This is a genomic window from Actinoplanes sp. CA-131856 (assembly GCF_050956135.1).
Taxonomy (GTDB): domain Bacteria; phylum Actinomycetota; class Actinomycetes; order Mycobacteriales; family Micromonosporaceae; genus Actinoplanes.
The window spans coordinates 1,495,001-1,513,067 of the sequence record NZ_CP191849.1; the positions used below are offsets into that span (position 1 = coordinate 1,495,001).

Genomic DNA, 18,067 nt, shown 5'->3' on the forward strand with positions numbered 1-18,067 from the left:
GTAAACGGCGGTGGTAACTATAACCATCCTAAGGTAGCGAAATTCCTTGTCGGGTAAGTTCCGACCTGCACGAATGGCGTAACGACTTCCCCACTGTCTCAACCACAGGCCCGGCGAAATTGCAGTACGAGTAAAGATGCTCGTTACGCGCGGCAGGACGGAAAGACCCCGGGACCTTTACTATAGCTTGACATTGGTATCCGAATTTAATTGTGTAGGATAGGTGGGAGCCGGTGAAGCTTGGACGCCAGTTCGGGTGGAGGCAATCTTGAAATACCACTCTGTTGGGTTTGGGTATCTAACTTGCGGCCCTGATCGGGTCGAGGGACAGTGTCTGGTGGGTAGTTTAACTGGGGCGGTTGCCTCCTAAAGGGTAACGGAGGCGCCCAAAGGTTCCCTCAGCCTGGTTGGCAATCAGGTGTTGAGTGTAAGTGCACAAGGGAGCTTGACTGTGAGACTGACGGGTCGAGCAGGGACGAAAGTCGGGACTAGTGATCCGGCACTTGCGTGTGGAAGCGGTGTCGCTCAACGGATAAAAGGTACCCCGGGGATAACAGGCTGATCTTCCCCAAGAGTCCATATCGACGGGATGGTTTGGCACCTCGATGTCGGCTCGTCGCATCCTGGGGCTGTAGCAGGTCCCAAGGGTTGGGCTGTTCGCCCATTAAAGCGGTACGCGAGCTGGGTTTAGAACGTCGTGAGACAGTTCGGTCCCTATCCGCCGTGCGCGTTGGATACTTGAGAAGGGCTGTCCCTAGTACGAGAGGACCGGGACGGACGAACCTCTGGTGTGCCAGTTGTCCCGCCAGGGGCACGGCTGGTTGGCTACGTTCGGAAGGGATAACCGCTGAAAGCATCTAAGCGGGAAGCTCGCTTCGAGATGAGGTATCCCACCACCTTGAGTGGGTAAGGCTCCCTATAGACGATGGGGTTGATAGGCCGGAGATGTAAGCCAGGTAACTGGTTCAGTCGACCGGTACTAATAGGCCGAGGGCTTAACCACCCTAAACTTATGAGCGCGTCCACTGTGTGATTCACAGCAAACGAACAACCAAGCACCAGCTGGTGACAGCTGACGTTTGCTGGTTTGTTCCGCTGATGGTTGTTTCGGTGGTCATAGCGGAGGGGAAACGCCCGGTCTCATTCCGAACCCGGAAGCTAAGCCCTCCAGCGCCGATGGTACTGCACTCGGGAGGGTGTGGGAGAGTAGGACGCCGCCGGACTCAACGTGAAACAGTAGGCCCACCCGATCCCGGGTGGGCCTACTGTCGTTTATGGGCTCAGTAAAGAGCCGGCCCCGGAAAGGGCCGGCGAAAAAGGGTCAGCGTTTCTGGACCGTTGAACGGATCTCGCGGAGGAGCGGGGCCGCTTCCTTCTCCGTACGGCTGGGGAACATCGCCATGGCCAAGCTGCCGTGGTCGGCCCAGCCGCAGACGGTCAGTTCGCCCTCGTCGGTCTTGGTCGAGCCGCATTTCATGGTGCCGCCGAGCGGGCCGGCGTCCACGTCGTGCAGGCCGGTCACCGCGCCCTCGGCGTCGGAGATCAGGCCGAAGGCAGTCTCGAGGTCGTTCGACGGGGTCCAGAACAGGCCGGTGCCGCCGAGGAACAGCACGTTCTTCTCGGTGGTGTCGCGGTAGACCGCACCCACCGCCTTGTCGAGCTCGACGTCCGCGGACAAGGCCGTCGACAGGTACTCGGCCGTCTCCTTGCCCGAGGCGCTGTCGTCCAGGCGGAGCTCGCCGATCTGGGCGGGCGTGGAGAGGGTGGCGTCCTTCTCCGTGTAGATCTGCCACCCCGTACGGCCGAAAGCCACCGCACCCGCCAAACCCACCGCAAGCACCGCACCGATCGCGATGCGGCGCACCGGCAGACGCCGGCGCGGGGGATCGGCTTCCTCGGAGGGGGGTGGGGAAGGGCGGTCGACAGTGCCGATGTCGATCGGGTGAGACTCGGCGGGGCCGGAATCGGACATCCGGCGAGCCTAGCAATCCCGGTCGTCAGTGGGTGGTGCGAATTCGGAGTTGCTCTGCGACATCCGTAGACTTGTCGGGTGACCGATGCGACCGAGACCCGCACCCCCGACAGCCGGCCCACTGGTGGCCTCTCAGCCCAGTACCAGCCGGGTGAGGTAGAGCAGCGGCGGTACGAGAAGTGGGTATCGGAGGGCTACTTCACCGCGGACCCCAAGAGCGACAAGCCGCCGTTCTCCATCGTCATCCCGCCGCCCAACGTGACCGGCTCGCTGCATGTCGGGCACGCGCTCGACCACACCATCCAGGACACGCTGGCCCGCCTCAAGCGCATGCGCGGCTACGAGGTTCTGTGGCTGCCCGGCATGGACCACGCCGGCATCGCCACGCAGAACGTCGTCGAGCGGCAGCTCGCCTCGCAGCAGCTGTCCCGGCACGACCTCGGCCGCGAGAAGTTCGTGGAGAAGGTCTGGGAGTGGAAGGCGCAGTCCGGCGGCGCGATCCTCGGGCAGATGCGCCGGCTCGGCGACTCCGTCGACTGGTCGCGCGAGCGGTTCACCATGGACGAGGGCCTGTCGCGGGCCGTGCAGACCATCTTCAAGCGGCTCTACGACGACGACCTCATCTACCGCGCGAACCGGATCATCAACTGGTGCCCGCGCTGCCTCACCGCGCTCAGCGACATCGAGGTCGAGCACACCGACGACGAGGGCGAGCTCGTCTCGATCCGGTACGGCGAGGGGGAGAACGCGATCGTCGTCGCCACCACCCGGGCCGAGACCATGCTCGGTGACACCGCCGTGGCCGTGCACCCGGACGACGAGCGGTACAAGCACCTGGTCGGCACCGAGGTCGAGCTGCCGCTCACCGGGCGGCGCATCCCGATCGTGGCCGACGAGCACGTCGACCCCTCGTTCGGCACCGGCGCGGTCAAGGTGACACCGGCCCACGACCCGAACGACTTCGAGATCGGGCAGCGGCACAACCTGCCCAGCATCACGATCATGGACGAGCGCGCCGTCGTCACCGTTCCCGGCCCGTTCGAGGGCCTCGACCGGTACGAGGCTCGCCCGGCCATCGTCGACGCCCTTCGCGAGCAGGGGCGCATCGTCGCCGAGAAGCGGCCCTACCTGCACTCGGTCGGCCACTGCTCGCGCTGCAAGACCACTGTCGAGCCGCGGCTGTCGCTCCAGTGGTTCGTCAACACCGGCCCGCTGGCCCGGGCCGCCGGCGACGCCGTGCGCGACGGCCGGGTCACCATCGAGCCGGCCGAGCTGTCCAAGCGCTACTTCGCCTGGGTCGACAACATGCACGACTGGTGCATCTCGCGTCAGCTGTGGTGGGGTCACCGCATCCCGGTCTGGTACGGGCCCGACGGCGAGGTCGTCTGTGTCGGCCCCGACGACGAGGCGCCGACCGGTGAGGGCTGGAAGCAGGACGAGGACGTGCTCGACACGTGGTTCTCGTCCGCGCTGTGGCCGTTCTCGACCATGGGCTGGCCCGAGCAGACGGCCGAGCTCGACAAGTTCTACCCGACCAGCGTCCTGGTCACCGGCTACGACATCCTCTTCTTCTGGGTCGCCCGGATGATGATGTTCGGGCTCTACGCGATGGACGGCAAGCAGCCGTTCGACGTGGTGAACCTGCACGGTATGGTCCGCGACGGCCACGGCAAGAAGATGTCGAAGTCGTTCGGCAACGTGGTCGACCCGCTCGACTGGATCGAGCGGTACGGCGCCGACGCCACCCGCTTCACGCTGGCCCGCGGCGCCAACCCCGGCTCCGACGTGCCGATCAGCGAGGAGTGGTGCCAGGGCTCGCGCAACTTCTGCAACAAGCTGTGGAACGCGACCCGCTTCGCGATGATGAACGGCGCCACGGTCGAGGGCCCGCTGCCGGACCAGTCGGAGCTGTCGGCGGTCGACAAGTGGATCCTGTCGCGCCTCCAGCATGTCATCGGCGAGGTCGACCAGTACTTCGAGGCGTACGAGTACGCGAAGATCTGCGACACGCTCTACCACTTCGCGTGGGACGACGTCTGCGACTGGTATCTGGAGCTTTCGAAGCCGGTCCTCGCCGAGGGTGGCGAGACGACCAAGCGGGTGCTCGGTCACGTGCTCGACCAGCTGCTGCGCCTGCTCCACCCGGTCATCCCGTTCGTCACCGAGGAGCTGTGGATCGCCCTCACCGGCGGCGAGACGGTCACCCGGGCCGCTTGGCCGGTGGCCGACCCGGCGCGGGTCGACGACGCCGCCGAGGAGGAGCTGGCCGCCCTGCAGAAGGTCGTGACCGAGGTCCGGCGGTTCCGCTCCGACCAGGGGCTCAAGCCGAGCCAGCGGGTCAGCGCGGCGCTGACCGGCCTGGGCAACGTCGGCATCGACACGCACGAGCCGCTGATCCGCTCGCTGGCCCGGCTCGACCGGCCGGCGGACGACTTCACGGCGACGGCGACGCTCGCGGTGTCCGGCGCGATCACGGTCGACCTGGACACGCGCGGCGCGATCGACGTCGCGGCCGAGCGGGCGCGGCTCGAGAAGGACCGCGCGGCGGCCGAGAAGGAGGCGGCGCAGTGCCGGGCCAAGCTCGGCAACGAGTCGTTCGTCGGCAAGGCGCCGGAGCAGGTCGTGGCCAAGATCAAAGACCGCTTGAGTACGGCTGAGGCCGACCTCACGCGAATTGAAGCCGCCCTCTCAGCGTTGCCTACATCATGAGCACGTACGAAGAGGTGGAGGCCGCGCTCGACGGGCGCGGCTTCACCCGCATGGCGTTCGACATGCAGAAGATCCGGGACCTCATGGACGTGCTGGGCAGCCCCCAGCGGGCGTACCCGGCGATCCACCTGACCGGCACCAACGGCAAGACCAGCACGGCCCGCATGATCGACGCGGTGCTACGGGCGCACGGCCTGCACACCGGCCGGTACACGAGCCCGCATCTGGAGACGGTCCGCGAGCGGATCAGCCTCGACGGGGAGCCCATCTCCGAGGAGCGACTGGCCGCGACGTACGACGAAATCAGTCCCTTGTCCGATCTCATCGACGCGCGGAACTCGGAGCCGCTGACCTACTTCGACATGACCACCGCCATGGCCTACGCCGCGTTCGCGGACGCGCCCGTCGACATCGCGGTCGTCGAGGTCGGGCTCGGCGGCGAGGAGGACGCGACGAACGTCATCGACGCCGGCATCTGCGTGATGACGCCGATCGGGCTCGACCACACCGAGTGGCTGGGCGACACCATCGAGGACATCGCCTGGGCCAAGGCCGGCATCATCCACAAGGGCGCGACGGTGATCACGGCGGTGCAGACCGAGGAGGCCATGCGGCCCATCCTCGAACGCACCGCCGAGATGGGCGCGACACTGGCCCGCGAGGGCCGCGAGTTCGGCGTGGTCGAGCGGACCCAGGCCGTCGGCGGCCAGGTGCTCACCCTTCAGGGGCTGGGCGGGGTGTACGACGAGATCTTCCTGCCGCTGTTCGGCGCTCACCAGGCGCAGAACGCGGCGATGGCCCTGGCCGCGGTCGAGGTGTTCCTCGGCGCCGGCAAGGACAAGCAGCTCGAGATCGACCTCGTCCGTGAGGGCTTCGCCCAGGTCGACTCCCCGGGCCGGCTGGAGCGGGTCCGCAGCGCGCCGGCGATCCTGCTGGACGGGGCGCACAACCCGCACGGCATGGCGGCGACGGTGACCGCGCTCGAGGAGGAGTTCGCCTTCCGGCACCTGGTGGCGGTGGTCGCGGTCTTCGCCGACAAGGACGTGTCCGGGCTGCTCGACCTGCTGGAGCCGGTGGCGGCGCGGATCGTGGTGACGCAGAACAGCTCGCCGCGGTCGATGCCGGTCGACGAGCTGGCGCAGATCGCGTCGGACATCTTCGGCGAGGACAGGGTCACGGTGGCGCAGAACATGCCGGACGCGATCGAGGAGGCCGTGGTGCTGGCCGAGGAGGACACCTCAGGCGAGCTGAGCGGCGTCGGCGTGCTGGTCACGGGCTCGGTGGTCACCGTCGCGGACGCACGGAAGCTGCTGAAGCGATGACGTCACCCACTCCCGAGCAGACGCCACGGTCGGGGCTCAAAAACCCTCAGGCGGCCGTACGGGGTATGGGTGCCGGCACGCTCGTGATGGAAGCCATCATCCTGCTGTTGGCGATCCAGCCGATCCGCATCATGGGCGGCCATCTGAGCGGCTGGGGCATCGCGACGGTGATCGGTCTGGCCGTGGTGGCCATCGCCCTGTCCGGCATGATGAAGCGCTCGTGGGCCTGGCCGGCCGGCCTCGTCCTGCAGGTCCTGCTGGCCGCGAGCGGCTTCTTCCACTACTCGCTGGCCATCCTCGGCCTGATCTTCGGCGCGGCGTGGATCTACGCCCTCAGCGTCCGCCGCACCATCCTGGGCCGGCCCGGTCTGCTCTGACCGGGCACGGCCCTCAGTGGATGGCCCGCCACTGCGTGATGGCGATGTTGTGGTCGTCCGGGTCGCGGAACGACGCCGACCACAACTCCAGCCGGTCACCCCGGTTGACCGGGCGGGGCGCGTGCACGAACTCGACGCCTTTGGCCCGCAGCTCCTCGTAGACGGCCTCGACATCGCCGACCTCGAGGTTGAGGTAGATCAGCCGTCCCGCCTCGGCGGAGAGCCCGTGCACGGTGCGCAACACCAGCCGGGTGTCACCGGAGGCGAGAACGGCGCTGCCCTCCCCGTGGTCGATCTCGTAGAAGCCGAGCGTGTCCCGGTAGAACCCGATCGACCGCCCCAGATCGGTGACGAGCACGGTGATGCCGACGCCGTGGATGGCTCCGGCGGGCCCGGGCCGGGCACTGGGATAGGCGGTGATGAGGTCGGCCGCGCTCTCGTCGGGCTCGTGCGTCCCACCGAGACCGGCCCAGGGGCTTTGGCCGGCCCCGCCGGCCGCAGCGGCGGCGGCCGCGGCTTCGGCCAGGGCAGCCGCGGCGGGACTCGGGGCGTGGGGCCGGGGCGGCGAGCTTTCCTCGACGTCCACGCTCGGGACGGCCGCACGAGCCCCGGGCTGCGCGGAAGCCTGAGAACCGGACGGGCTTTCCTCCGGGATCGCGGCCGCGGCCGCGGCGGCGGGAGCAGGCGGACGGGCGGCCGGCGGCTCGGGAACGGACGCCGCACCCGCGGCAGTGGGGCTGTCGTCGGTGGGCTGGTCGTGTTTGCCGGCCTTCTTCACGGCGGCCACGGCGGCCGCGGCGACGGCTCCGACGGCGGTGGCCAGCAGGCCGTGCTTCGCCTCGGGCTGGGAAGGAGCCTCCGACGTCCGGACTCCGGTGGTCTCGGTCCCGTCGGTCACGGGAACGGCGGCGATCCGAGCGGAGTCCGGCTCGGGTTCCGGCTCCGCGTCCGGTTCGGGCTCCCAGGGAACCGCGGCGACATCATCGGCCGGCGTGCCTCGGTCGTCAGTCAGGCCGGAAGAGGCTGCGGCGCCGGAAGAAGCTGCGGGCCCAGACGAAGCTGCGGGCCAAGGCGAAGCTGTGGACCCGGACGAAGCCGTGGGCTCGGAGGCGGTCGTCGCGGCGGAGGACGGTGACGACGCTTCGGTGGGCGCGGGTGAGCTGGCGTCGTGGGCCGCGTTCGAGACGAAGCGGGTCGAGGAGTGGATCGGGGTGCTCCGGGGCGCGGCCGACGGCTCCGGGACGGCTTCGTCGGAGACCGATGGGGCCGGGGCGGGAGCGGCGCTGGGCGCGGGGCCGGTGTGGGCAGCGTGCGCGGGACCAGCAGTGCCGGGCGCGGGATCACCGTGAGCGGCGGCGGATGCGGGGTCAGTAGCGGCAGGGGCGGAACCCGTCGGGATTGTTTCGGCTGGTGGGGCGATCAGGTCGTCCTGTAACGCCGCGGCGGCGTGTGGGGTCGTCTCCGGGGCCGGGTCGGGGTTGGCGTCCAAGGGGAGGTCGATCTCGTCGTCGACGGAGGGGCGTGGGGTCGACGGAGCGGGTGCCGTGGGTGGTGGGGTCGACGGCGGCGGGGCCGTCGGGAACGAACCCACCGGTGACGGGTTGGGCGGGGTCGACGTGGCGACCGGCTCGGGGCGGTGCGGCTGCGGTGACGGGTCGTCCAGGGGGAGGTCCGTGAGCAGCTCGTCGTCCGGGTGGGGCTCGCGCTGGCTCGGGGGCGCCGTCGTGCGCGCGGCCGTGTCCTCGTACGTCGCCGTTGCCGTGGCCGCTCGGTGGGGGTGTGGGCTGGGGCGGCGCGTGCCCGGGGTCGAGGCCGCTCCGGCCGCCGCGCCCGCGGCGGCGGCGCCGGCGGTGGCCGCGACCGTGGGGGTCTCCGACTCCGCCTTCTGGGCTCGGCGGGGCAAGGTCTGCGGGGTGTCGTCGTGGTCGACGAACTCGCCCTCGACCACCGGGCCGGCCGGGGTGTCGCGGACCACCACCGTGGTGTCGTCCAGGCCGGGCGGGGGCGGTGAGGCCGACGGCGGCGGCGGGGGCGGTGGCTCGTCGGGGCCCCGGCCCCACTGGCGGTCACGGGTCTTCCACGGCGGCGGCTCGAAGTCGTCGAGCAGGCCCGCGTCGTCGTCGGCCTGGGCCTCGTAGTCGTCGTAGTCGGGCATGGCCGGCGGGGGCGGGTCCTCACCCCGGGCGCCGGGCACCGCCTCGTCCCAGTTGATGCGGACGCGGCGCATGTCGTCGACGTCGACCGTGATGGGCAGGGTGTCGCCGGGCGCCGGCCACTTGACGACCGGGACCTTCGACTCGTTGATCTCCACCTCGGAGGTGGGCAGGCCGGGGGCCACCACCACCGCCATGATGCGGGCGCGGCCGTACACCGCGGCCGACGTGGGCGGCGGGGAGATCGAGCGGACCTCGGCCGTGCCGGTCACCCAGGCCCGGGCGCCGCGGCGCACCACATTGACGGAGCCGAGCGCGACCGCGAGGACGAGCAGGACGATGCCGAATATGACGACGCCCATGCTCGGCATGCCGAGACCCAGCGCCACCACGAAGACCGCGATCGTTCCCGCTACCGCCGCCACCAGCTTCCGTGCCGGTGCGATCGGACGGCCGGTCTGGTTTGCCAATGTGGACCTCCCGCTCGTTACCGTCAGGTTATTGCCCGGCGCCACCGGAGGGAAAGTGCGGCAGGTCCGGCGTTGACGCATGCGGGATTCCCGGTACCGATAGGCTGAACCTCCCGCGTGTCGCCAAAAGGAGAAACACCGTGTCCAGCAACACCGAGCGTTCGCTCGTGCTCATCAAGCCTGACGCCGTTCGCCGCGGGCTGCTCGGCGAGGTGCTCTCACGTTTCGAGCGCAAGGGCCTGACGGTCGAGGCGCTGGAGCTGCGCACGATGGATGCCGCCCTGGCCGACCAGCACTACGCCGATCACGTGGACAAGCCGTTCTACCCGCCGCTCAAGGAGTTCATGACCTCGGGCCCGCTGGCCGCCCTGATCCTCAGCGGTGACGAGGTCATCGAGGTGGTCCGGGCCATGATCGGCGCGACCGACGGCCGCAAGGCGGCCGCCGGCACGATCCGTGGTGACTTCTCGCTCTCCAACCGGGAGAACCTCGTGCACGCCTCCGATTCGCCGGAGAGCGCCAAGCGCGAGATCGACCTCTGGTTCCCCAGCCGCTAGAGCGTGTCGAGGCTGGCGCGACGACGCGACTCGGTCTCGAAGATCTTCAGCAGGATGACGGCCGCGGCCGCGTAGAGGGCGCCGACCAGCAGTTCCCGGCCCAGCGCGGGCGCGGCCGCCGCGAATCCGTCTCCGGCCGCGAAGGACCGGGCCGCGGAAGCCGCATGCGTGATCGGCAGCCACTGGCCGACCGTCACCATCCAGCCGGGCAGGCCGGAAGCGGGCACGTTCACGCCGGTGAGCAGTAGTAACAGCGCCACCGCGACGTTCGAGACGACCCAGACATCGCGGAACCGCAGCCCCAGCGCGCCCAGCGTGAGCCCGAAGAATCCGCAGGCCAGCGAGCCGATCGCCATGGCCAGCAGCAGCCCCGGCAGGGCCGAGAGTGGCACGCGCAGCCCGAGCAGCAGCGCGCCCACAGTCAGGGTCACGACCGCGATCAGAAGACCGTTTCCCGCGTACGGCAGAACGCGCCCCCAGAAGATCAAGGTCCGGCTTCGAGGCGAGAGCAGCACGTGCCCGAGCGTGCCGAAGCGCCGCTCGTTCGCCACCGCCATCGTGCCGCCGAAGACGCAGGCCAGCGACGCCGTCAGCACCGCGTTGCCGACGATGTAGAACCGGTCGTCGGCCACCTGGAGCTGCCGCCCCAGATAGGCGAAGAAGAGCAGCTGGAACAGCGGCCCGACCAGCAGCGTGCCGACGAACATGCCCGGCGTGGTCCAGTTGAACAGGGCGCGGTACGCGATCGTCCCGCCCACGGTCATCAATCTGATCGTCTTCATGCCAGCGCCAAGGTCGCGGCCGCACGAGCGCGGCGTTCGACGTGTCCCATGACGAAAAAGCCGATCAGCAGGCAGGCCAGGCTGATGCCGAGGCAGATGGCGACCGACGGCCAGACCGGCCCGCCGCTGGTGGCCTCACGCAGCGCCCGGGCGCCCCACGTGGTGGGCAGGATCGCCGCGATCGGCACGGTCCAGGCCGGCAGCACGGTGATCGGCACGAGCATGCCGGAGACCAGCCAGACCGGATATTCGAGCGTGTTCGCGAGCGCGTTGGCGTTGCGCATGAGCACGAACGTCGCGGCCAGGAGCAGGCCGAACATGCCGAGCGCGACGACGCACACCACCGCCGCCACCACGAAGGCGAACCGGTGGGCGAAATCGAGCTTGATGCCGTACAGCAATCGGCCCCAAGCGAGAGTGGCCAGCAGAGCGTAGGTCCCGGTGACGCCGGTGGCGATGGTGATCGGCAGGACGACCAGGGCCGGGCGGCGCGGCGCCAACATGATCATTTCGAGGGTGCCCTGCCAGCGCTGGTTCTGGATGGCGCCGCCGGAGCCGAAGAGCACCGAGGACCAGACACCCATCACGCCGGCGCCGACCGCGGCCTCGAGCAGGCGGTGCTGTTCGCCGCCGGACCGGAACAGGTAGACCGCGAGCGTGGCCTGCACGACCGGCACGACCAGGGCGATCGCCACCTCGAAGGGCGAGCGGCTGATCTGCTTGGCGTGCAGTAGCGTTCCCACTGTGAGCAATCGGAGAGTGTTCATGCCGCGCTCACGATCGCCACGTAGGCGTCCTCGAGCGTGGGCTCGCGGCTGTTGACCCGGCCGAGGCGGATGCCGGCCAGCTCGCGCAGCACGTCGCCCTGCACGTCGACGTGGGCGTCCGAGTGCACGGTCAGCAACTGCAAGGACCCTTTCACTTCAACGGCGGTTTCCCGTACGCCCGGAAGACCGCGCAATGTGTCGACCGCCGTGTCCGGGACGCCGTACGCCTCGACCTCCACCACCCGGAATCCGTCGGCGTGCTTCCGCAGCTCGGCCGGGGTGCCGAGGGCCTGGATCCGCCCGTCCGAGATGACCGCGATCCGGTCGCAGAGCTCGTCCGCCTCGGCCATGTAGTGGGTGGTCAGCAGCACCGTGGTGCCGGTCGCGGCGAGGTCGCCGACCGTGCGGCGCAGCTCGCGCGCGGCCACCGGGTCGACGCCGATCGACGGCTCGTCGAGGAAGAGCACGTCGGGGGAGTGCAGCAGGCCCCGGGCGATGTGCAGCCGCTGGCGCATGCCGCGCGAATAGCCCTCGACCCGCTCGCGTTCGCGCCCGGCCAGGCCGACCAGGTCGAGCAGCTCGGCGATGCGGCGCTTCTGCTCGCGGGGCGCCACCCCGTAGAGCTCGGCGAAGTACCGCAGGTTGTCCAGGGCGGACAGCCGGTCGTAGAGACCACGGTCGCCGCCGAAGACGTAGCCGATCCGCCGGCGTACCTCCCGGGTCTGCTTGACCACGTCGAACCCGCCCACCCGGGCCGTGCCCGAGCTCGGGATGAGCAGGGTGTTGAGCATCTTGATGGTGGTGGTCTTGCCGGCGCCGTTCGGGCCGAGCAGGCCGAACAGCTCGCCGCGGCCGACCTCGAAGGTCACACCGCGGACCGCCTCGACCTGCGTGCGCTTGGGCTTGAGCCAGCCCGTCCGCGCCCGGTAGGTCCGGCGTAAGTCATCCGCCTCGATGGCGTAGTCGCTCCCCATGACCGAGACGGTAGGGAAGCGCGGGTGGTCTAGGAAACGAATTCGGCCGGGGCCGAATCCCCGCCGAGGAGATTGACGAGCGCCACTCCGGCCGGTTCGAGCTCGTAGAGCACCCGGCGCCCGGCCCGGCGGCGGTGGACGACCCCGGCCGCCAGCAGGTTCGACAGGTGCTCGGAGATCGTGCTCGGAGCCAGGCCCAGCGCGGTCGCGAGGCCGGTGGTCGTCGCCGGGGTAGTCAGCGCACGCAGCACAACCGCTCGCCCTCGGCCCAGCAGCACCGCCAGCCGATCTTCGGCGGCGCCGGTCAGAGGGCCGGGGCTGTCGGCCAGCACGGCGGCGCCCCGCGACTGATAGGTGACCATCTGGATCGAGGGGTGGTCGCCCGAGCAGAGCAGCGCGCCCCGCGAGAAGATCAGCGGGACCAGCAGCAGCCGCTGGTTGACCGCCTCCATCTGCTGGTCGAGCGGCTTGATCAGGGTGAGCACGGGCCGTTCCCAGCGGATCCGCTCGTGCAGCTGGGACAGCAGCGCGTCCGGTCCGTCGGCGGCCAGCGCGCGGGCCCGCAGCAGCACTTCCTCGTCGAGCGCGGCCCGCATGGCCGGCCAGTGCGGCGCGATCGCCGCGTCCCAGTACGCCTGCATGCCGTCGGCCAGCCGGGCCAGCGCGGTCCGCCGGTCGTCGCGGAACGGCCGGAGGAGCGCAGGCAGCTCGCCGTCCGGATAGTGCTTGGCCAGCTCGAAGTCGATCACGTCGTCGGGGGTGGCCCGGAGCTCGTCGAGCTGCTCCTCGATCGTCGGGAGCGCGGAGGACGGCAGCGGGGCCAGGAAGTCGGGTGACACCGACGGCAGCATCATGTGCAGCCGGGCCGGGGCGGTGGCCGGGTCGGTGCGCAGGATCTCGCGCGCCCGGCGGGCCCAGCCGTCGTACGGCCACGGGGCCGACGGGTGGCGCTGGAGCAGGTAGAGGCTGACCACGGCCTCGGTCAGCGGGCTGATCGCGATCCGGGTGCGCGCCAGTGTGGGTTCATCGATCTCGATGCGGATCACGCCCCCGATTTTAGAAGACGGCCACCCGTGGGTCATGTCCGATCGATAGGCATCGTGGTTATGACGAGTCTGTCCCGACGGAACCTTCTGCGTGCCGGCGTCGCCGGTGGTGTGGCCGGTGTTCTGTTCGAAGCGCCCGCGTTCTCCTCGGCCGGCACCCGCCCGGTCCTCACCCACGGCGTGCAGAGCGGCGACGCCACCGCCGACTCGGCGATCGTCTGGAGCCGGGCCGACCGGCCCGGGCGGCTCTGGGTCCAGGTCAGCCGCCGCCCCGACTTCCGCGGCTCCCGGGTGGTCCGCGGTCCGGTGCTCACCCCGGACACCGGCCTGACCGGCAAGCTGAGGCTGGGCCACCTGCCCGCCGGCACCAGGCTGCACTACCGCGTGCGTGCCGAGAGCCTGGACCGGCCGGGGCTGTTCAGCGCGCCGCTGACCGGCTCGTTCACGACCGCGCCGGTGCGGCGCGAGGACATCCGCTTCGTCTGGACCGGTGATGTGGTCGGACAGGGCTGGGGCATCGACCCGGCGTACGGCGGACTGAAGATCTTCGAATCGATGCGGCGGCGAAGGCCGGACTTCCTGCTGCACAGCGGGGACACCGTCTACGCCGACGGGCCGCTGGCCGAGTCGGTGACGCTGCCCGACGGGCGGGTCTGGCGCAACGTGGTGACCGAGGAGAAGCTCAAGGTCGCCGAGACCCTTGACGAATATCGCGGCCAGTACGCGTACAACCTGCTCGACCGGTCCTACAAGGCGTTCGCGGCCGAGGTGCCGCAGCTCAACCAGTGGGACGACCACGAGGTCACCAACAACTGGTATCCGGGGGAGATCCTCGACGACGCCCGCTACACCGAGAAGCGGGTCGACGTGCTGGCCGGGCGGGCCCATCAGGCGTACCACGAATGGGTCCCGACGCCGTTCGCGAGCGGCCCGGTCTACCGCAAGATCTCGTACGGGCCGCTGCTCGACATCTTCGTGCTCGACATGCGGACCTCCAAGGACGTCAACGACGGCAACACCTACGCCGACCCGAAGCGCGGCCTGCTCGGCGCGAAGCAGCGCGAATGGCTGATCCGCGGGCTGCGCGAGTCGAAGGCGACCTGGAAGGTGATCGCCAACGACCTGCCGATCGGGCTGGTCGTGCCGGACGGCGCGGCCGCGCAGGAGGGCGTGGCCCAGGGCGACCCGGGCGCGCCGAAGGGCCGCGAGCTGGAGTTCGCCCAGGTGCTGCGGGAGGCGCACCGGCACCGGGTCTCCGGCATCGTCTTCCTGACCGCCGATGTGCACTACACCGCGGCCCACCACTACGACCCGGCCCGGGCCGCGGTGCAGGACTTCACGCCGTTCTGGGAGTTCGTTTCCGGGCCGGCCCACGCCGGCGCGTTCGGCCCGAACGCCCTGGACGGCACCTTCGGCCCCAAGGCCGTCTTCGTGAACGCTCCGCCGGTGGCCAACACATCGCCGGCGTCCGGGTTCCAGCACTTCGGCGAGGTCGAGATTGACGGGCGGACCGGAGCGTTCACGGTCCACCTCCGTGACCGCGACGGGAAGTCCCTCTGGTCGACCGTAATCCGTTCGTAGGGAGCGCGCGATGGCCGGTATCGTTGTCTCGCACAAGGGCAACGATCCGGCCATCACCGGGGAGCCTCCGGAAGAACGGGCCTAGGCCTTACTAGAACCGGGCACAGATGAGCGGGCGGTCTGAAAAAGACCGTCAAGCGAGGTGGTACCGCGGGCGTGGAGCTCGTCCTCGCAGTCCAGACGACTGTTGGAGGACCACCGATGGCCTATCCCCAGCACACCGACGCCACTGGCGTCCCGGCGAGCCCGGATCTGCCCGCGGTCGAGCGCGCGGTCCTGGAGCACTGGGAGGCGGACAAGACGTTCGAGGCCTCCGTCGACCAGCGCCCGGCCGGCGAGAACGGCGCCAACGAGTACGTCTTCTACGACGGTCCGCCGTTCGCCAACGGCCTGCCGCACTACGGGCACCTGTTCACCGGTTACGTGAAGGACCTGGTGCCGCGCTATCAGGCCATGCGGGGCAAGCACGTCGAGCGGCGCTTCGGCTGGGACACCCACGGGCTGCCGGCCGAGGTCGAGGCCGAGAAGCAGCTCGGCATCACCACCAAGGCGCAGATCGTCGAGCTCGGCATCGACAAGTTCAACGAGGCCTGCCGTACGTCCGTGCTGGCGTACACCAAGGACTGGGAGCGCTACGTCACCCGGCAGGCCCGGTGGGTCGACTTCGCCAACGACTACAAGACGCTCGACCCGGCCTACATGGAATCGGTCATGTGGGCGTTCAAGACCCTGCACGACAAGGGCTTGGTGTACGAGGGCTTCCGCGTCCTGGCGTACTGCTTCCGGTGTGAGACCCCGCTGTCGAACACCGAGACGCGCATGGACGACGTCTACCGCGACCGCACCGACCCGGCGCTGACGGTCACGTTCCGCCTGGAGACCGGCGAGGACATCGCGGTGTGGACCACGACACCGTGGACGTTGCCGTCGAACCTGGCCCTCGCCGTCGGCCCCACCATCGAATATGCCGTTCTCTCCAATGAAACGGGCAAGAAGCTCATCATGGGCGCGTCGCGGGTAGCCGCCTACGCCAAGGAACTGGAGGGCTGGGAGCAGGTCGGCACGGTCCTCGGTAGCGAGCTGGCCGGGCGGAGGTACACGCCGCTGTTCGACTTCCTGGTCGAGGCGGGCGGGCCGAACGCGTTCCAGGTCCTCGCGGCCGACTACGTGACCGACGAGGACGGCACCGGCGTCGTCCACCAGGCGCCGGCGTTCGGTGAGGACGACCAGAACGTCTGCAACGCGGCCGGCATCCCGACCGTCGTGACCGTCGACGACCACACCCGGTTCACCTCGCTGGTGCCCGAGTGGCAGGGCGTGCAGGTCTTCGAGGCCAACAAGCCGATCATCGCCACCTTGAAGGAGCGTGGCGTCGTGCTGCGGCACGAGGGCTACACGCACTCGTACCCGCACTGCTGGCGCTGCGACACCCCGCTGGTCTACAAGGCGGTGTCGTCCTGGTTCGTCGCCGTGACGAAGTTCCGCGACCGCATGGTCGAGCTCAACCAGGAGATCACCTGGACGCCTTCGCACATCAAGGACGGCTCGTTCGGCAAGTGGCTGGCCAACGCCCGCGACTGGTCGATCTCCCGCAACCGGTTCTGGGGTTCGCCGATCCCGGCCTGGAAGTCGGACGACCCGAACTATCCGCGCGTCGACGTCTACGGCTCCTACGAGGAGCTCGAGCGTGACTTCGGGGTCAAGGTCAAGGACCTCCATCGGCCGTACGTCGACGAGCTCACCCGCCCCAACCCGGACGACCCGACCGGCAAGTCGGTGATGCGCCGGGTGCCCGAGGTGCTCGACTGCTGGTTCGAGTCCGGGTCGATGCCGTTCGCCCAGGTGCACTACCCGTTCGAGAACAAGGACTGGTTCGAGCACCACTACCCGGGCGACTTCATCGTCGAATACATCGGCCAGACCCGCGGCTGGTTCTACACCATGCACGTGCTGGCCACGGCCCTGTTCGACCGGCCCGCGTTCCGCAACTGCCTCAGCCACGGCATCCTGCTCGGCGAGGACGGGCGCAAGATGTCCAAGTCGCTGCGGAACTACCCGGACGTCTACAAGGTCTTCGACTCGTACGGGTCGGACGCCATGCGCTGGATGCTCATGTCGTCGCCGGTGCTGCGGGGCGGCGACATGGCCGTCACCGAGGTGGCCATCCGCGACTCGGTCCGCCAGGTGCTGCTGCCGCTCTGGAACGTCTGGTACTTCTTCAGCCTTTATGCGAATGCTTCTTCTTATGAGGCGAAGTTCCGGGTCGATTCCGAGCATCTGCTCGACCGGTACATCCTGGCCAAAACCGGCGAGCTGGTCACCGATGTGCAGCGGCAGATGGACGAGTACGACATCTCGGGTGCGGCGGGATCGGTCCGGTCCTACCTCGACGCGCTGACCAACTGGTACGTCCGCCGCTCACGGGACCGCTTCTGGGCGGGCGACCAGGACGCGTTCGACACCCTGGCCACCGTCCTCGAGACGGTGTGCCGGGTGGTGGCGCCGCTGGCCCCGCTGACCACCGAGGAGATCTGGCGCGGGCTCACCGGCGGCCGCTCGGTGCACCTGACCGACTGGCCGTCGGCCTCGTCGCTGCCGGCCGACCACGAGCTCGTCGCCTCGATGGACGCGATCCGCGACATCGCCTCGGCCGCCTTGTCGCTGCGCAAGGCCCGCGCGCTGCGGGTGCGGCTGCCGCTGGCCCGGCTGACGGTGGCGACCGGGCGGGCGGCGGCCCTGTCCGGCTTCGCCGACCTGCTCGCGGACGAGGTCAACGTGAAGGAGGTCGTCTTCACGGAGGACGTGACGGCGTACAGCCAGAAGGTTCTGACCGTCGTGCCCCGAGCCCTGGGGCCGCGCCTCGGCAAGCAGGTCCAGCAGGTGATCAAGGCGGTCAAGGCCGGCGAGTGGGAGCTGGTCGACGGCGCGCCGGTCGCGGCCGGAGTGACCCTCCAGGAGGGCGAGTACGAGCTGAAGCAGGTCGCCTCCGACGTCGAGAACTCGGCACCGCTGCCGGCGGGCGCCGGCGTCGTCGTGCTTGACACGGCGGTCACCCCTGAGCTGGCCGCCGAAGGGCTGGCCCGGGACGTGATCCGGGTCGTGCAGCAGGCCCGGCGCGACGCCGATCTCGACGTCTCGGACCGCATCGCGCTCGTGGTCTCGGCCTCGGAACCGGTGCGGGCCGCGGTCGAGGCCCACCGGGACTTCGTGGCCGGGGAGACCCTGGCCACCGCGCTCACCTTCGCCACCGATGTGGGTGGTTTCGCAGGTGAGGTCGGGGACGGCGAACAGGTGACGGTTTCGGTGACCCGGGCGCACTAAGCTGTGAAACTAGCAACCGGACCCGGACATTTCCCG

General features: G+C 69.5%; 12 protein-coding genes and 2 rRNA genes (1 of these 14 only partly in view). 8 read left to right on the forward strand and 6 right to left on the reverse strand.

The features are described from left to right. Together ACQP2X_RS07195 and rrf are read left to right on the forward strand one after the other, a co-directional pair. Positions 1–1,003, forward strand: a 23S ribosomal RNA gene (locus ACQP2X_RS07195) (it extends 2,108 nt beyond the left edge of the window). A 103-nt stretch (positions 1,004–1,106) separates the two neighbouring features. Beyond that, a 5S ribosomal RNA gene (gene rrf / locus ACQP2X_RS07200) occupies positions 1,107–1,223 on the forward strand. Positions 1,224–1,321: 98 nt separating this feature from the next. Here rrf and ACQP2X_RS07205 read toward each other — a convergent pair. Further along, the gene (locus tag ACQP2X_RS07205) at positions 1,322–1,972 is read right to left on the reverse strand and encodes a hypothetical protein (RefSeq protein WP_498695219.1); all 651 of its coding nucleotides are present in this window, start codon (positions 1,970–1,972) and stop codon (positions 1,322–1,324) included. A 78-nt stretch (positions 1,973–2,050) separates the two neighbouring features. On the opposite strand from ACQP2X_RS07205, the gene ACQP2X_RS07210 reads away from it, so the two are divergent. From ACQP2X_RS07210 to ACQP2X_RS07220, 3 genes are read left to right on the forward strand one after another with little or no spacing between them, the layout of a single operon-like run. Further along, on the forward strand, positions 2,051–4,681 hold the full coding sequence (locus ACQP2X_RS07210) for a valine--tRNA ligase (protein ID WP_498695220.1): 2,631 nt from the start codon (positions 2,051–2,053) through the stop codon (positions 4,679–4,681). Continuing rightward, positions 4,678–6,003: a bifunctional folylpolyglutamate synthase/dihydrofolate synthase gene (locus ACQP2X_RS07215; protein WP_498695221.1), complete on the forward strand. Its 1,326-nt coding sequence runs from the start codon at positions 4,678–4,680 to the stop codon at positions 6,001–6,003. The genes ACQP2X_RS07210 and ACQP2X_RS07215 overlap by 4 nt, the downstream gene beginning before the upstream one ends. Beyond that, a complete protein-coding gene (locus tag ACQP2X_RS07220) occupies positions 6,000–6,380 on the forward strand; it encodes a DUF4233 domain-containing protein (protein ID WP_498695224.1) in 381 nt (126 codons plus the stop codon). The genes ACQP2X_RS07215 and ACQP2X_RS07220 overlap by 4 nt, the downstream gene beginning before the upstream one ends. Positions 6,381–6,393: 13 nt before the next feature. Here the strand turns inward: ACQP2X_RS07220 and ACQP2X_RS07225 are convergent, their stop codons facing one another. After that, entirely contained in the window at positions 6,394–9,003 is a 2,610-nt protein-coding gene (locus ACQP2X_RS07225) for a VOC family protein (protein ID WP_498695227.1), read from the reverse strand. A 140-nt stretch (positions 9,004–9,143) separates the two neighbouring features. Between ACQP2X_RS07225 and ndk the strand changes: the two genes are divergently transcribed. Next, the gene (gene ndk / locus ACQP2X_RS07230; protein WP_498695228.1) at positions 9,144–9,560 is read left to right on the forward strand and encodes a nucleoside-diphosphate kinase; all 417 of its coding nucleotides are present in this window, start codon (positions 9,144–9,146) and stop codon (positions 9,558–9,560) included. On the opposite strand, the gene ACQP2X_RS07235 is transcribed toward ndk, so the two are convergent. The 4 genes from ACQP2X_RS07235 to ACQP2X_RS07250 are packed head-to-tail and all read right to left on the reverse strand — an operon-like array spanning position 9,557 to position 13,129. After that, positions 9,557–10,342, reverse strand: a complete 786-nt coding sequence (locus ACQP2X_RS07235; protein ID WP_498695230.1) for an ABC transporter permease — start codon at positions 10,340–10,342, stop codon at positions 9,557–9,559. The two genes, ndk and ACQP2X_RS07235, sit on opposite strands and share 4 nt — an antisense overlap. Continuing rightward, the gene (locus ACQP2X_RS07240; protein WP_498695231.1) at positions 10,339–11,109 is read right to left on the reverse strand and encodes an ABC transporter permease; all 771 of its coding nucleotides are present in this window, start codon (positions 11,107–11,109) and stop codon (positions 10,339–10,341) included. The genes ACQP2X_RS07235 and ACQP2X_RS07240 overlap by 4 nt, the downstream gene beginning before the upstream one ends. Next, a complete protein-coding gene (locus ACQP2X_RS07245) occupies positions 11,106–12,083 on the reverse strand; it encodes an ABC transporter ATP-binding protein (protein ID WP_498695232.1) in 978 nt (325 codons plus the stop codon). The genes ACQP2X_RS07240 and ACQP2X_RS07245 overlap by 4 nt, the downstream gene beginning before the upstream one ends. A 29-nt stretch (positions 12,084–12,112) precedes the next feature. Beyond that, positions 12,113–13,129 carry an ArsR/SmtB family transcription factor gene (locus ACQP2X_RS07250; RefSeq protein WP_498695234.1) on the reverse strand — a complete coding sequence of 339 codons (1,017 nt, stop codon included), beginning with the start codon at positions 13,127–13,129 and terminating at the stop codon, positions 12,113–12,115. A 60-nt stretch (positions 13,130–13,189) separates the two neighbouring features. On the opposite strand from ACQP2X_RS07250, the gene ACQP2X_RS07255 reads away from it, so the two are divergent. Continuing rightward, complete coding sequence (locus tag ACQP2X_RS07255; RefSeq protein ID WP_498695236.1) at positions 13,190–14,710, forward strand: alkaline phosphatase D family protein; 1,521 nt, start codon at positions 13,190–13,192, stop codon at positions 14,708–14,710. A gap of 201 nt (positions 14,711–14,911) precedes the next feature. Next, positions 14,912–18,031 carry an isoleucine--tRNA ligase gene (gene ileS / locus ACQP2X_RS07260; protein ID WP_498695237.1) on the forward strand — a complete coding sequence of 1,040 codons (3,120 nt, stop codon included), beginning with the start codon at positions 14,912–14,914 and terminating at the stop codon, positions 18,029–18,031. Positions 18,032–18,067: the final 36 nt, after the last annotated feature.